Genomic DNA, 14475 nt, shown 5'->3' on the forward strand with positions numbered 1-14475 from the left:
CATGGCACGCCGCAAGAACACCGACAACCGCGTCGACCTGTCCGCTTTCGACCAGGCCGGCGCCCACGTCATCGACAACCCGCTGACCACCGAGGTGGAGGACTCCTACCTCGAGTACGCCTATTCGGTGATCCACTCACGCGCCCTGCCGGACGCGCGGGACGGCCTCAAGCCGGTGCACCGCCGCATCCTGTGGTCGATGTCCGAGCAGGGCCACCGCCCCGACCGGGGCTACGTTAAATCGGCCCGAGTCGTCGGTGACGTGATGGGTAAGTACCACCCGCACGGCGACGTCGCGATCTACGACGCCCTGGTCCGGCTCGCCCAGGACTTCTCGCTCAACGCCCCGCTGATCGACGGCCACGGCAATTTTGGAAGCCCCGACGACGGACCGGCCGCAGCGCGTTACACCGAAGCCCGGATGTCGCGCGAGGCGATGCTGCTGGTCGGCGAGCTGGGCGAGGGCACGGTCGACTTCAAGTCCACCTACGACGGCTCCGACGTCGAGCCCCGGGTGCTGCCCGCCGCCTTCCCCAACCTGCTGGTCAACGGCACGTCCGGCATCGCGGTCGGAATGGCCACCAACATGATCCCGCACAACCTCGGCGAGGTCGTGGCGGCCGCCCGGCACCTGATCACCAGCCCCGACGCGTCGCTCGACGAGCTGATGCGCTTCGTGCCCGGTCCCGACCTGCCCACCGGCGGCCAGCTGCTCGGCCTCGACGAGGTCCGGCGCGCCTACGAGACCGGCCGCGGCGTGGTCCGCATGCGGGCCAAGGCGCAGACCGGCCTGCTCGAGGGCGGGCGCGGCCGGCAGGCCATCACGGTCACCGAGCTGCCCTACGGCATCGGCACCGAGAAGATCATCGAGGCGATCACCGACGAGGTGAAGGGCAAGCTGATCACCTCCGGCCCGCGGCGCGGCCAGCGCCAGGCGGCCCGGCTGGCCGGCATCGCCGACGTCAAGGACCTCACCGACCGCGAGCACGGCACCCGGCTGGTCATCGAGTGCAAGGTCGGCGTCAACCCGCAGGCCCTGCTGGCCGACCTCTACCGGCTCACCCCGCTGGAGTCGTCGTTCGGCATCAACAACCTGGTGCTGCTCGACGGCCAGCCGCAGACGCTGGGCCTCAAGCCGCTGCTCGAGGTCTTCGTCAACCACCGCTACGACGTGGTCACCCGGCGCACCCTGTTCCGCCGCACCAAGCGCCAGGACCGCCTGCACCTGGTCGACGGCCTGCTCATCGCCCTGATCGACATCGACCGGGTGGTCGCCATCATCCGGGGCAGCGACGACGCGGCGGCCGCCAAGGCGTCCCTGATGAGCGAGTTCTCGCTCTCCGACATCCAGGCGACCTACATCCTGGACACCCCGCTGCGCCGGCTCACCCGCTTCGACCGCATCGAGCTGGAGACCGAGCAGGAGCGCCTGCGCAACGAGATCGCCGAGCTGTCCCGCATCCTCGACAACGAGGACGTACTGAAGCAGGTCGTCTCCGACGAGCTGGCCGAGGTGGCCTCCGAGTTCGGCACGCCCCGGCGCACCACGCTGATCGACGGCGATCTCAAGGAGGTCCTCGCGGCGTCCGTCCCGGCCGGCCCGCTCGAGGTCGCCGACGACCCGTGCCAGGTGATCCTGTCGGCGACCGGCCTGATCGCCCGCACCGCCGCCGAGAGCGAGGAGGCCACCGAGGGTCGCCGCCGCTCCGGCCGGGTCAAGCACGACGCGGTCCGCGCGGTGATCCACTCGACCGCCCGCGGCCGCATCCTGCTGATCACCAACCGGGGCCGGGCCTTCAAGACCGACGTGCTGCCGCTGCCGGTGCTGCCCGAGCAGTCCGGCACGGTGTCGGTGCGCGGCGGCATGTCCGCGGCCGAGCTGGTCCCGCTGGAGAAGGGCGAGAAGGTCGTCGGCCTGGCCCCGCTGACCGACGACAAGGGCCCCGGCATCGCGATGGGCACCAAGCACGGCGTTGTCAAGGTGTGCGCGCCCGAGTGGCCGGTCCGCTCCGACGAGTTCGAGGTGATCACCCTCAAGGACGGCGACGAGGTCCTGCAGGCCACCTGGCTCACCGACGGCAACGAGACCCTGGCGTTCGTCACGTCCGACGCGTCGATGCTGCGCTTCCCGGCCAAACTGGTCCGGCCGCAGGGCCTCAAGGGCGGCGGCATGGCCGGCATCAGCCTGACCGCCGACGCCGAGGTGCTCACCTTCAACGTCGTGGTCACCGCCGACACCGTCCACGGCGAACCGATGGTGGTGACCTCCACCGGCACCCAGGTGAAGGTGACCCCGTTCGCGCAGTACCCGGCGAAGGGCCGCGCCACCGGCGGCGTACGAGTGCAGCGCTTCCTGAAGGGCGAGACCCGCCTCGCGGTGGCCTGGGTCGGCCCACGCCCGGTCGGCGCCAGCAGCACCGGCGACCCGGTCGAGCTCCCTGACCCCGACACCCGCCGCGACGGCTCAGGCACGGCGGTGATCATGGGCCCGCAGATAGTCGGCCACCTGATCGAACGAGGCTGATTCCCCGGCCATCCCCGATGCAACCCCGTCGCTCGCGGCGGGGTTGTTTTCTTACGCTTCCTTTCCCCGTACGCCGTGCGACCGGCCCAGTGGCACTCGGTTCCCCCTGAGCGAAACTCACTCTCCGCGCGCCCGCGCCGGGCGGGCCCGGCGGAAACGCGCCGACCGCCGCCAACTCCTTCGCAGCACCGCGCCTCGGGGTTCGTGCGGGTTCGTATCGTCGAGAGGGGACGACCGCGAGGCCGGGAGGGTACATGCCGACAGACGGGATGCGACCGCCGTTCGTCGCGTTCGGGGATGTGCTCGTGCAGGCGCTCAAGCGGGCCTACGTCGAGGCGGTCCGGCATCGGGCGGCCGCCGTCGGCACCCTCGACCTGCTGGTTCACGTCGTGATGTTCGAGAGGCGGACGCCGCCGTGGCTGCTGGCGGGCGCGCGACCCCGGCTGATCCCGCTGGCCGCCCACCTGGACCGGATCTCGGCCCTGCAGACCGAGGGCGACGCCGCGCCGCTCAGCGAGTTCGACCCGGAGTTGCGGGCCGTCCTCCGGGAGGTCGAGTGGCGCGTTCGCCGTTCGGCGGGCCATTTCTGGTCGGTGAAGGAGTCGGCTGTGGACTCCTGGGACACCTGGCCGCGCTGGACCGGACCGGCCCGGGCGGTGCTGGCCGGCACGCTGGTCGCCGCCCGGGACAGCGGAATGCCGTTCGCCGGCCCGGTCCATTTCGGTTACGCCATGCTGAGCGAACCGGACTGCGACGGCACCCGCTTCGTGTGCCCGGACGAGCCCGCGCGGGTGGCCGCCGTCCAGCAGTTGAGCGGGGAGCCGGCCCGGCGCCGGCCCGACCCGCCCTATCCGGAGTTCGACGAGGCGCGGGTGGCGATGTGGCCCAGGTCGGGGCGGTTGCTCGACCGTCTCGCGGGCCGGTTCTTCGCGCGGGTGGCCCGGCTCGCCCGCACCGGGCCGCTGCTGGCCGCGGTGGGACCGGAGGCCCGGCGGCAGGCGGTCCGAGCCGGCCACGGGGTGGTCGGTCCCGCACACACCCTGCTCGCGATCCTGGTCCTCGACGCCACCCTGACGGCGGCCCGGATCCCGGTGCCCGCCCACCACTCGAGCCGCAACCGGGCCGCTTCCGTCCTGCGTGCCCACGGGGTCGATGCCGGCCGCCTGGGCGAGGCGGTCGCGCTCCGGGCCGCACCGGCGGACCCGCCGGCCGAGCTGCTCACCGAACAGCTCGAGGCGCTGCGGCCCGGCGACCCCTTCGACAGTGCCGAAACGATCGCCGCCCACGCCCGCGCCCGGGAACTCTCCCTGGCCCACCGGCACCCCGACACCGGCACCGGCCACCTGCTGCTCGCGCTCCTCGAGAACGGCACCGGCGAGGCGGCCGCCGTCCTGCGCGAGCTCGGCGCCGACCCGGCCGCGATCCGCGACCAGGTCGAGAACGACCTGCGCGCCGCACCGCCCGCCTGGCCGGCACCGTGATGTCGTGGTGGGCAGCCGTCCGAGGTGCGGAGACTAGGCCGAGGCGAGCTCGCCGCGCAGGACGCTGGCCAGGAGGTCGGCGTCGACCGGTTTCTGCAGGTAGGGCGCGTCCGGGGGCACCAGGCCGGTGGACAGCGCGATGTGCCGTGGAATCCCGGTGGCGTAGACGATCTTGATGTTCGGGAACGAGCCGGCGATGGTGTGGGTGAAGCGGGTGCTCTCGCCGGGGAGGGAGAGGTCGGCGACGACTGCGCTGATCTCGCCCTGACGCTGGTGGCAGAGCTCCACGGCCGCCGGGCCGCTGCTGGCGCCGTAGACGTCGAAACCCCGCTTGCGCAGGGCGTACATGGTGGTTTCCAGGATGTCGGCATCGTCATCAACCACGAGAATCGTAGGTTGGGGCATAATCCCTCGATCCGCCACGAAACGGTCTCTTCTCTCTCCGGAGGCTACGCCATCTCGGGGTCAGGCGAGGCCGGACTGGTAGGCGAAGACGACCAACTGCGCGCGATCCCGGGCGCCGAGCTTGATCATCGAGCGGCTCACGTGGGTGCGGGCGGTCGCCGGGCTGACGACCAGCTGCGCGGCGATCTCGTGGTTGCTCAGGCCGCGGGCCACCAGGGCGACGATCTCCCGCTCGCGGTCGGTGAGCCGGCCCAGGTGCGGGTGCGGCGTGGCCGGCCGGGGCGCCAGGCCGGTGAACTCGCGGATCAGCGTCTTGGTCACCGACGGCGCCAGCAGCGCGCCGCCGTCGGCCACCGTGCGGACCGCCTCCAGCAGCAGTGCCGGCTTGGTGTTCTTGAGCAGGAAGCCGCTGGCACCCATCCGGAGCGCGTCGAACACGTACTCGTCCCGCTCGAAGGTGGTCAGCACGAGGACCCGGGTGCCGGACAGCTCCGGGTCGGCGACGATCCGGCGGGTCGCCTCTAGGCCGTCGATGCCGGGCATCCGGATGTCCATCAGCACGACGTCGGGCCGGGTGCGCCGGGCCTCTTCCACGGCGGCCAGCCCGTCGGCGGCCTGGGCGGCGACGGCGAACCCGTCCTCGTTGTCGAAGAGCGCGCACAGCCCGAGGCGTACGAGATCCTGGTCGTCGGCGAGCAGCACGGTGATCACGGCAGCTCCCGGGGGATGGTGGCGGTCACCGTGAACACGCCCGGCGCGGGGCCGGCCGCGAAACAACCGCCGAGGTGCTCGACCCGGCGGCGCATCCCGGTGATGCCGAAACCGTCGGCGTGCGCGGTGTCCCAGGTCTGATTGGTGATCCGCAGGTCGACGCCGCGCGGGCGGTGGTGGATGGCCACCCGCGCCCGCGGGTGCGGCGAGTGCTTCACGACGTTGGTGAGCGCCTCCTGCACGACCCGGTAGGCGGCCAGGTCGGCGGCGGCCGGCAGCGGGTGCGGTTCGCCCTCCACGGCGAGGTCCACGGCGACCCCGGCGGTCCGCACCCGCTCGCAGAGGTCGCCCACCCGAGCCAGGCCGGCCGCCGGCGCCCGGTCACCCGGAGTGATGGCGGCCAGTGTGACGCGCAGCTCGTCGAGAGCCTCGGCGCTGGCCGCACTGATCGCCGCCAGCGCCTCGTGGGCCATCGCCGGCCGGGTGGCCCGCAGGTGCAGCGCGATGTCGGCCTGCATCTGGATCGCCGCGAGACCGTGCCCGACGACGTCGTGCACCTCCTGGGCGAGCCGCAGCCGCTCGGCGTCGACGATGCGGCGCTCGGCCTCGGCCCGTTCCCGCTGCTGCGCCTCGACCACCAGCCGGCGGGCCGCCCCGAGGGTGAACGGCACGATCACCCACGCGGTGCCGGGGATCAGCCCGGCGACCCCCGGTCCGGCCCCGCCGACCAGGACGTGGCCGAGCAGCAGGATCAGCGCCGGCACCGCCCAGACGGCCGCCCGTCGCGGGTTGCGCCCGCGGGCCACGGCGTACACGCAGATGGCGACCGGGAGCAGGATCGGCCCGTACGGATATCCGATGATCAGGTAGGCGGAGGCGCCGGAGGCCGCCGCGAGCAGCGCGGGCGCCGGCCATCGGCGGCGCAGCGCCGGCATCGCAGCGACCGTCACGACCAGGGTGGCGGCCAGGCCGTCGACCGGCCGGTCCACGGCGGAGTAACGGTCGATCAGCGGCAGCGTGACCAGCCCGACGGTGACCAGCGCGGCGGGCACGGCCGCGGCACGAAGGTGCATGCCGCCACGATCCCGCACCCGGGCGGCCCGGCGCATCCCCGCCCGGGCGTATCCCGCGTACGTCGGCGAGCGTAGACGCGGAGCCGCTCGCGGGCCGACGATCGGGAGCCGCCCGGCCGCCAGGCTGAGGTCATGAGAGTGAGGGCCCGGAAGTTCTGGCTGGTGCTGCACATCCTGTCGGCGGGCGCCTGGATCGGCATCGACGTCCTGGTGGCGGTGCTGGTCGCGATCGGCATGCTCGGCGGCAACGAGAGCCGGCGCGGGCTGGCCTACCAGGCGCTCGGCACGTTCGTGTGGTGGCCGATGCTCACCTCCGGGCTGGTCTGCCTGGTCACCGGGGTGGTGCTCGGCCTCGGCACGAAATGGCGACTGTTCCGCTACCGCTGGGTGGTCGTCAAGCTCGTCCTCAACGTCGGCCTGTGCACGCTCATCCTGGTCGCACTGCGGCCCTCGATGCCGGTGGTCACCGCGTACGGCGTGGCCGTCGCCGCCGGAACGCCCGCCGTCATCGGCCCCACCAGCCTGTTCATGCCCCCGATCGTGTCCCTGACCGCGCTGAGCCTGGCCACCGTGCTGTCGGTCTACAAACCGTGGGGCCGGATGCGCCGGCAAAGCCCGGGATAGACCGACCAGTTTCTGTTTTCCGGGGCGCTGTCCGCCGTCTCCCTATGCGTGGTCAGCGAAGCCGGTCGGCACCGCCGTCCCGCCGTCCCGGCGTGGCGGGGTGCGGCCGTGGTGCTGTGCTGGATCGCGGTGATCCTGGCCGCGCCGCGGCAGGAGCCGTCCGAGCTGGTGCACGGGATCGCGCTGTTCGGGCACCTGATGTCGGTGGTGGTCGGCTTCGGGGCGGTGCTGCTGGTCGACTGGTTCGGGCTGCTGTGGCTGACCGGCCGCCGCCCGCTCACCGACGTGCTGCGCACCGCCCGGGGTGCTCATGTGCCGACCTGGCTGGGCTTCGCCGGGCTGCTCGCCACCGGCCTGTTCCTCGGCCCGCCGGTCGCACCGAAGGCGGTGGCCGTCCTGGTCGTCGGGATCAACGGGGTCTACGCCGCCCGGCTCCTGCCGGAGCTCTCCCGGTGGCCGGACCCGCCGGTCCGGCCGCTCGTGCGGGCGGTCGCCGCCACCGGCGTCTCGCAGCTGGCCTGGTGGACGGCGGTCATTCTCGGCTTTCTGAACACCAGGTCGTGATGGCCGACAGCAGCCGGTCGGGGGACTCGAGCTGGGGCAGGTGGCCGGTGTCGGGGAGGGACCGGAACTCGGCTCCGGGGATGGCGGCGGCGAACGCCCGGCCGTACTCGACGTCGGCGATCCCGTCGGCCTCGCCCCAGACGACCAGGGTCGGAACCTTGATGTCGGCCAGACGCGCGCGCAGGGACGGGTCGGTGAAGGAGTGCTCACCGGCGTACACCTGGAGGGTCTTGCGGTTTTCCGGGTTTGCTGGTGGCGGGCTGAAGCGGGACGGGTCGGCCCAGCTCAACGCGGCGATCTCGGCGGGGGAGAGGCTGAAGAAATCGGCCACCGGGTGGCCCGGGACCTCGATGCCGACCGCGTCGACGAGGACGAGGCGGGCCACCCGGCCCGGTCGCAGCAGGGCCAGTTCGGCGGCGATCCAGCCGCCGATCGAGTTGCCGATGAGGGTCACGCCGGTCAGGTCGCGATCGTCGAGGAAATCCGCGTAGTGCTCGGCCAGGCCGCGGATCGTGGTCAGGCCGGTGGGGCGCGGGGTGCCGTCGAAGCCGGGGTGGGCCGGCGCGATCACGTCGGTCAGTCGGCCGGCGAAGGCGGCGACCGAGGCCGGGCCCGCGCCGCCGTGCAGCAGGAGGAAGGTCATGTCGGCACGCTATCTCAATATGTTGATATCAACAAGCTGATGTAGCGTGTACGACATGACCCGGCCCATCACGGAGATCGGTCTCGCCGTCAAGCGGCTGCAACATCGCCATCACCGGGCGAGCGACGCCGCCCTCGCCGGCCTCGGCATCTCGCTGGTGCAGTGGGACGCGCTGCGGCACATCGCGGAAAATCCCGGCGCCTCGCTGCACGACCTGGCGCAGCTGACCTTCCAGAGCGACCAGGGGTTCGGCACGCTCGCCAACCGGATGGTCGAGCGCGGGTTCATCGAGCGGATCGCCGGGCCCGGGCGGGCGGTGCGCCATCAGCTCACCGAGCGCGGGGAAATCCTGCGCGCCGAGGCGCAGCAGGTGCTGGAGGGGGTGGTGACCGAGTCGTTCGCGGCCTTGAGCCCGGCCGAGCTGGAGACCTTCGACCGGTTGCTGCAGAAGCTGGTGCGGTGATGGGGGGAGGGCGGCGGCGAAGGTGGTGGGTCCTGCGCCGCCGCCCGGCTCTTACTTGCTCGGGGCGGGCACGTCGCACTTGATCTTCGGGTTGACGCCCAGCCAGTTGAGTGGACCGGCCACGATGGTCACCATCACCGTGCCCGCCTCGGCACAGCTGGTGTCACCGTCGTCCTTGAAGTAACCGCGCTCGTAAGCGGCCACGCTGCCCAGAAGCAGCCAAATGATCAGAATCACGGCGCCGATCGAACCTGTGCGCATCGGGGGTCTCCTCGGTAATGGGGATGACCGGGGATACCCCACTCGCTTCGATCTTTAAACGGGCTCCCCGGTGTTGGTGAGGGCATGGACGTGCCGTACCAGGTCGGCATTGCGGAGCGGTTTGGTCATGTAGTCGTCGGCGCCGGACCGGCGGGCGTCATCGGCATCGGGGAAGAGCGCGGCGGACAGCAACAGGATCGGGGTGCCGGCGGTTGCCGGGGCGGCCCGCAGCGCCCGGCAGGTGGCCGGTCCGTCGTCCTCCGGCAGGTTGAGCACGATCACGTCCGGCGCCACGCGGCCGGCGAGGCGTAACACCCCGGCGCCGTCGGCGGCCGCGTGGACCGTGTCGCCGGAACGCCGGAAGACGATCGTGAATGCGATCAGGAGGTCGGGACTTGATTCGCCCAGCAGAACGACGGGCATGACGCTCAGCCCTCGCCCCGCGGCGGGAGCCGGACGGTGATCGTGGTCCCCGCCCGCGGAGTGTCATCGAGGGTGATCGTGCCGTGGTGGGCCTCCACGATGGCGCGCACGATGCACAGGCCGAGTCCGGTGCCGGGGATGGCGGTGTGCCGGGCGTTGGAGGCGCGGTAGAAGCGCTGGAACAACTGGGGCCGATCCTCCGGCGGGATGCCGATCCCGGTGTCGCTGACGGTGATGGTAACCCCCTGCTCGTCGTCGGCCAGCGCAAGCATGATGTGCCCTCCGTCGGGGCTGTACTTGACGGCATTGGACAGCAGGTTGTCCAGCACCTGCCGCAGGCGTTGCGGGTCGCCGGTGGTGACCAGCACCTCGGGGAGGTCGGCGGTCACGGTGACGCCGTTGGCGTCGGCCGAGTCCCTGATCCGCTGAAGGGAACGGCGGGCGAGGTAGGCGAGATCGGCGGGACGGAGGCTGACCTGCAGATGCCCGGACTCCAGGGCGGTGAGGTCGAGCAGGTCGTCGACGATGCCGCGGAGGGCGGTGGTGCCGCGTGCGATCGCCTCGTACGCCGCGTGGGCGTCCCCGGGAGCGGCGTGGTCGGCTTCGGTCTCGGCGAGGAGCATGTCGACATAGGACGAGATCACCGTCAGCGGGGTACGTATCTCGTGCCCGACCAGGGACAGGAAGTCGTCCTTGCCCCGAGCCACCTCCTGGACGAGCTGGGCGCTGCGCTTCTGGGCGATGAACTGTCCGAGCTGGTCGCCGATCGCGGTGAGCAGGGCGGTCAGCGACGTCTGATCGTGTTCCGCCCCGGCCGCGAAGCAGACCAGCAGTCCGCGCACCTGCCCACCCGACGGGATCGGCGCGGCCACCATGCTGTGCAGGCCGGCCCGGACACACATGCGCACCCAGGGATCCGTCGCGTGGTTGCAGACGTAGGCGCTGTCGGCCACGTCCGAGACCCACAGCGGCTCCGCGGCGGCCCAGGCGGCGCCGCTGACTCCGAGGCCCTTCTGGATCGGCCGGGCGAGGAAGCCGGCGAAGTCGTCGCCCAGCATGCTGTGGTGGCCGGCCGGGCGCATGGTGTCGGTCAGGTCGTCGAGCAGCCACAGCTCGACGTGCGGCCAGCGCAACGCCTCCGCCACCTCCCGGGTGACATCGGCAGCCGAGTCATCGACGCTGCCGCTGCGGGCCACGGCGGTGGCCACCGCCAACTGGCACTCGCGGAACCGTTCGACCCGGCGCTGGCCGGTGATGTCGACGCAGGTGACCACCGCCCCGGCCAGTGCGCCGTCGGGGGCGACGATCGGTTGCGCGTTGGCCAGTTCGGTCCGCACCGGCCGGCCGGGCACGGCCACCAGGATCTCCTGATCGGCCACCACCTCACCGCCCAGCGCGCGCACCAGCGGAGTCTGCCGGGTGGGCAGCGCGGAGCCGTCGGCCCGGCGCAGGTGGGCGGGGGCAGCCCTCAGGAGATCGGCGATCGTCGCCTCGTCGGGCAGGCCGTGCATCCGGCGCATGGCCCGGTTCGCCACCTGCAGACGGCCGTCGACGTCCATCGCGGCGACCGGTGCGTCGAGACTGTCCAGCAGGGCGGCGAGGAAACCGCGCTGGTGGCCGGCGTCGCGTTCGGCGTCCGACTGACCGCTCAGGTCGGCGAGGAACACACAAACGAACGGCCCGGAGCGCCCCCGTATCGTCGACACGACCGCCCGGACCGGCAGCTCGTGACCGTCGCGGTGGCGGATCGGCACCTGCCCGATCCAGCCGTTCTGCGGCCCGGTCGAGGAGATCAGCCCCGGCAGGCCGTCGCGGAAGCGCTGCCCGACGGCCTCGGTCAGCAACAGTTCGTCGAGCTGCCGCCCCTGGACCTCGGCGCCGGACCAGCCGAACAGTGCCTGCGCCGCGGGATTCCAGCCACGCACCGCGCCGATCGCGTCGACCGCGACGAACGCCTCCTGCACACCGTCGAGGACCGCGGCCGCGTCCAGCCCGGCCAGCACGCCCGGGTCGCTGCCGGGATGCTCCTCGGCGTCCGGCAACCCGGCCAGCAGCGTGGAAATCTCCACCAGCAATTCGAGGTCCGCGTCCGTCCAGGCCCGGGGAACGACGTCCACGACCAGCAGCGAGCCGACGGTATGGTCGGCGGTGTCCCGCAGCGGAACCCCGGCGAACGCCCGCGCGCCGAACTCCACCGCCAGAGCGTGACCGCGCAGGTCGGGATCGGTGCTCATGTCATCGGACGTCACCGGATGATCAGCACTCACGATGTACTTGCACACCGAGTACGCCACCGGCATCGGAGCGCCGGTGCTCAGGACGGCCGGCAGGCCGAACGAGCCGACGAAGTGCTCCTCGTGCACGTCCATCACGGCCACGATCGCCATCGGCGAATTGGTCGCCCGGGCCGCCAGCCGGGCGATCGCATCCAACGGCACCACCAGCCCCGGCAGTAACCGTCGGGCCCGTCGCGCGGCGGCCAGCCGCTGCGGGTTTTCCAACACCGTCATATCCACGTACGGCATGCCGATCCCCACCATCCCAGCTGCGGCCATCACGGGCGCGCCAGGGTCTGGGGCGGGCATTCGTCAGTCCGATGATCCTCGGTTTCCCGGTCGCGCGACCTGATTCGCCGAACTCGGCACTTGCTTGACCGCCTGCAGGGTGTAGCTGTGCGGGAGCCGGTCGGGATTGTCGGTCAGTTGCCACTCGCCGCCGGGGATCTGGTGCATCCGGCCCGGCAGGGCCAGCCACGGGACAGACTGATGTTCCACCAGGCCGGTCAGGGTGAGGCCGGCGTCCAGGACCGCGCTGACGATCTCGCCCAGTCCGTGGTTCCACTCGTGGGTGGTGGTGTGACTGAACGAGGCGTCGGTCTCGACGTAGGTGCCGTCCGAGCTGAGGATCAGCGGCTCCTCCCGCTCGAAATACGGATATTTCACAATCAGATCGGAACCGGGAGCCTCATCGTCCAGCGTCCACAGCATCGGGTGACCCTCGCGAATGAACAGCCGCCCCCCGGGCCGCAGCAGCGACGCCACCACCCGAGCCCAGCGCGCGACGTCGGGCAGCCAGATCAGCGCACCGACCCCGGTGTAGACGAAGTCGAAGCCGGTGCCGACAGCCGCCTCCGCCGCGTAGACGTCCGACTGCACGAAGCGGACATCGGCCCCGGCCAGCGAGGCGATCCGGCGGGCCTCCGCCAGCGAGTTGCCGGAGAAATCCAGCCCGGTCATCCGGGCACCGAGGCGCGCCAGCGACACCGTGTCGGTGCCGATGTGACATTGCAGATGGATTCCGCGCTGATCGGTTAGGGGGCCCAGTAGCGGGAGGTCGAATCGCACGACCTCGCTCAGGAACGACGGGTCCGCCACGAAGTGCGACACGGCATAACCGGGAGAGGCGGCGTGGGCCGGTGCGCGCTCATCCCAGTTGGCCCGATTGACGTCGAGATAGTCGGTCACGAGGGCACCATAGACGCCACCAGGCCACGAGCGCCGTACAGTTTCTCGGCAAGACCATGAAGAGGGGTGCCGGTTTGGAGAGCAGGCGTACGACGGTGCGTGACGTGCGCCGGGCCAACCGGTCGAGTCTGCTCACCGATCTCTTCCAGGGCGGACTGCAATCCCGGCAGCAGCTGGCCGGGACGACCGCGCTCAGCCAGGCCAGCGTCAGCAACCTGATCGGCGAGATGCTGGAGGAGGGCCTGGTCGAGGAGGCCGGCCTGGTCGGCTCGGACGGCGGCCGCCCGCGGGTGCTGCTGCGCGTGCGCCCCGGCTTCCGCTACATAGTCGGCGCCGACGTGGCCGAGACCCGCATCCTGGTGGAGCTCTACGACCTGGCCATGACCCGCCTGGCGGTCGCCGAGTTCGAACACGACGACGATCCCGAACAGGTGGCCGGCCTGCTGATCACCGGCCTCAGCGCGGTGATCGCCGAGGCCGGCATCGAGCCGGGCCAGGTGCTCGGCTTCGGCGTGGGCGTGCCCGGCGTGGTCGACCAGGACGGCGTCGTCGACGCCCAGTCAACCGGCTGGGACGCGGTGCCGCTGGGCGCGATGCTGCGAGCCGCGACCGACGTGCCCATCTTCGTGGAGAACGGCGCCAAGACCTTCGGCCAGGCCGAGATGTGGTTCGGCGCCGGCCGAGGCGCCCGGCACGCGGTAATCATCATGATCGGTACGGGCGTGGGCGCCGCCGTGGTCATGGACGGCCGAGGTTACCGAGGCGCCAACAGCAACGCCGGCGAGTGGGGCCACACCACCCTGATCTACAACGGCGAGATCTGCCGCTGCGGCGCGCGGGGTTGCCTGGAGGCCTACGTAGGCGCCGACGGCATAGCCCGCCGCCTGGCCGCCGCAACCGGCGAGCCGCTGACCCCCGACCTGCTACCGCGCCTGCTGGCCACCGACCCGATCCCCGCACCCGCGGCAGAGGTCTTCACCGAGACCGCAGGCTACCTGGGCGCCGGCATAGCCGACCTGATCAACCTCTTCAGCCCCGAGCGAATAGTCCTGGGCGGCATAGCAGGCTCAATATTCGGAGAGCGTTATCTCAACGAAATCCGAGACGCCGCCGCCAGACACGCGCTGCGCCGCCCCTACGCCCAAACCAGCATCGACCTGTGCGCGCTGGGCATAGACGCGGTAGCGATGGGCGCCGCCACCCTGCCGATAGCGCAACTCCTGGCCGAGGGCGGCCTCCCCGAGCCGGAAGAACCCATGATGGCGATGCCCCCACGCCCGCGCCGCCCACCGGAGCGCTCCCGCCGCTGAAAAATCAACCCAAGAGGTACGGGCACGGGGCAGCCAACCGCAATACCCCCGCCCCGCCGCAGCGGCACCCTCCCTGCAACACCGGGCCGTCGCGACCTACCGGCCGCCCCGGCCAAGCACCGACCGAAGCCCCGCCCAGCCTTCGGCACCCGAATCAGTGCTCCCACCATCTTGGACAGCCGTCTCATCAGACAGGAACAGCCGCCCGAAAAGCCGGTTACTACGGATGTTTCCAAGGTCAACTTCGGAAGAGTGTGAAGTTCCAGCTCGCTCCGAACAGGAACATCACAAGATCGACTGCGCGGCGGCCACTGAGCCACGGCGCGGCCCGGCCGGCGGCCGGTGAGGCGAGAGCGAGACCGGCCGCAGCCCGCGACCGAGGCGAAGGCCGCTGTGCGCGAGGCGGTGGCGCGGTGGGCCGGGCGGTGGGCGCGGTGGGCCGGGCGGGGGCTGCTTGGGTGGGGGACCGGTAGTGCTGCCAGGCGAAACTCGCACATGTGCCTGGTTCGGCTTGGGGGATCTCCTCGCG

At 71.7% G+C, this 14475-nt stretch carries 14 protein-coding genes; 6 read left to right on the forward strand and 8 right to left on the reverse strand.

Annotated elements, in window-relative coordinates; translation table 11 throughout:
• Nucleotide 1: 1 nt before the first annotated feature.
• Together Ato02nite_RS41930 and Ato02nite_RS41935 are read left to right on the forward strand one after the other, a co-directional pair.
• Nucleotides 2-2524, forward strand: coding sequence for a DNA gyrase/topoisomerase IV subunit A (locus Ato02nite_RS41930; RefSeq protein WP_213012281.1), 2523 nt, complete (start codon nucleotides 2-4; stop codon nucleotides 2522-2524).
• 254 nt (nucleotides 2525-2778) lie between these two features.
• Nucleotides 2779-4005 carry a Clp protease N-terminal domain-containing protein gene (locus tag Ato02nite_RS41935; RefSeq protein ID WP_213012282.1) on the forward strand — a complete coding sequence of 409 codons (1227 nt, stop codon included), beginning with the start codon at nucleotides 2779-2781 and terminating at the stop codon, nucleotides 4003-4005.
• Nucleotides 4006-4038: 33 nt separating this feature from the next.
• Here the strand turns inward: Ato02nite_RS41935 and Ato02nite_RS41940 are convergent, their stop codons facing one another.
• From Ato02nite_RS41940 to Ato02nite_RS41950, 3 genes are all read right to left on the reverse strand, one after another.
• On the reverse strand, nucleotides 4039-4389 hold the full coding sequence (locus tag Ato02nite_RS41940) for a response regulator (protein WP_213012283.1): 351 nt from the start codon (nucleotides 4387-4389) through the stop codon (nucleotides 4039-4041).
• 81 nt (nucleotides 4390-4470) lie between these two features.
• Nucleotides 4471-5121 carry a response regulator transcription factor gene (locus tag Ato02nite_RS41945; protein ID WP_213012284.1) on the reverse strand — a complete coding sequence of 217 codons (651 nt, stop codon included), beginning with the start codon at nucleotides 5119-5121 and terminating at the stop codon, nucleotides 4471-4473.
• Nucleotides 5118-6194 (reverse strand): sensor histidine kinase, encoded by a 1077-nt coding sequence (locus Ato02nite_RS41950; protein WP_213012285.1) that lies wholly within the window; start codon nucleotides 6192-6194, stop codon nucleotides 5118-5120. Before Ato02nite_RS41950 ends, Ato02nite_RS41945 begins: the two co-directional genes overlap by 4 nt.
• 132 nt (nucleotides 6195-6326) lie before the next feature.
• Here Ato02nite_RS41950 and Ato02nite_RS41955 point away from each other — a divergent pair, with 132 nt between their 5' ends.
• Together Ato02nite_RS41955 and Ato02nite_RS41960 are read left to right on the forward strand one after the other, a co-directional pair.
• Complete coding sequence (locus Ato02nite_RS41955; RefSeq protein ID WP_213012286.1) at nucleotides 6327-6818, forward strand: hypothetical protein; 492 nt, start codon at nucleotides 6327-6329, stop codon at nucleotides 6816-6818.
• Nucleotides 6819-6926: 108 nt separating this feature from the next.
• Nucleotides 6927-7382, forward strand: coding sequence for a hypothetical protein (locus Ato02nite_RS41960; RefSeq protein WP_213012287.1), 456 nt, complete (start codon nucleotides 6927-6929; stop codon nucleotides 7380-7382).
• Here the strand turns inward: Ato02nite_RS41960 and Ato02nite_RS41965 are convergent.
• Nucleotides 7351-8025 (reverse strand): alpha/beta fold hydrolase, encoded by a 675-nt coding sequence (locus Ato02nite_RS41965; protein WP_213012288.1) that lies wholly within the window; start codon nucleotides 8023-8025, stop codon nucleotides 7351-7353. The two genes, Ato02nite_RS41960 and Ato02nite_RS41965, sit on opposite strands and share 32 nt — an antisense overlap.
• Before the next feature lie 55 nt (nucleotides 8026-8080).
• Between Ato02nite_RS41965 and Ato02nite_RS41970 the strand changes: the two genes are divergently transcribed.
• On the forward strand, nucleotides 8081-8488 hold the full coding sequence (locus Ato02nite_RS41970) for a MarR family winged helix-turn-helix transcriptional regulator (RefSeq protein WP_213012289.1): 408 nt from the start codon (nucleotides 8081-8083) through the stop codon (nucleotides 8486-8488).
• Nucleotides 8489-8539: 51 nt separating this feature from the next.
• Here the strand turns inward: Ato02nite_RS41970 and Ato02nite_RS41975 are convergent, their stop codons facing one another.
• From Ato02nite_RS41975 to Ato02nite_RS41990, 4 genes are all read right to left on the reverse strand, one after another.
• Complete coding sequence (locus tag Ato02nite_RS41975) at nucleotides 8540-8749, reverse strand: hypothetical protein (protein ID WP_213012290.1); 210 nt, start codon at nucleotides 8747-8749, stop codon at nucleotides 8540-8542.
• A gap of 54 nt (nucleotides 8750-8803) precedes the next feature.
• Nucleotides 8804-9172 carry a response regulator transcription factor gene (locus Ato02nite_RS41980; protein WP_213012291.1) on the reverse strand — a complete coding sequence of 123 codons (369 nt, stop codon included), beginning with the start codon at nucleotides 9170-9172 and terminating at the stop codon, nucleotides 8804-8806.
• A 5-nt stretch (nucleotides 9173-9177) separates the two neighbouring features.
• Nucleotides 9178-11697: a sensor histidine kinase gene (locus Ato02nite_RS41985; protein WP_213012292.1), complete on the reverse strand. Its 2520-nt coding sequence runs from the start codon at nucleotides 11695-11697 to the stop codon at nucleotides 9178-9180.
• Nucleotides 11698-11760: 63 nt separating this feature from the next.
• Nucleotides 11761-12636, reverse strand: coding sequence for a class I SAM-dependent methyltransferase (locus tag Ato02nite_RS41990; RefSeq protein WP_213012293.1), 876 nt, complete (start codon nucleotides 12634-12636; stop codon nucleotides 11761-11763).
• 56 nt (nucleotides 12637-12692) lie between these two features.
• Between Ato02nite_RS41990 and Ato02nite_RS41995 the strand changes: the two genes are divergently transcribed.
• Nucleotides 12693-13946: an ROK family protein gene (locus Ato02nite_RS41995; RefSeq protein ID WP_246608035.1), complete on the forward strand. Its 1254-nt coding sequence runs from the start codon at nucleotides 12693-12695 to the stop codon at nucleotides 13944-13946.
• The last annotated feature ends 529 nt before the right edge of the window (nucleotides 13947-14475 follow it).

The organism is Paractinoplanes toevensis, assembly GCF_018332695.1.
GTDB lineage: Bacteria > Actinomycetota > Actinomycetes > Mycobacteriales > Micromonosporaceae > Actinoplanes > Actinoplanes toevensis.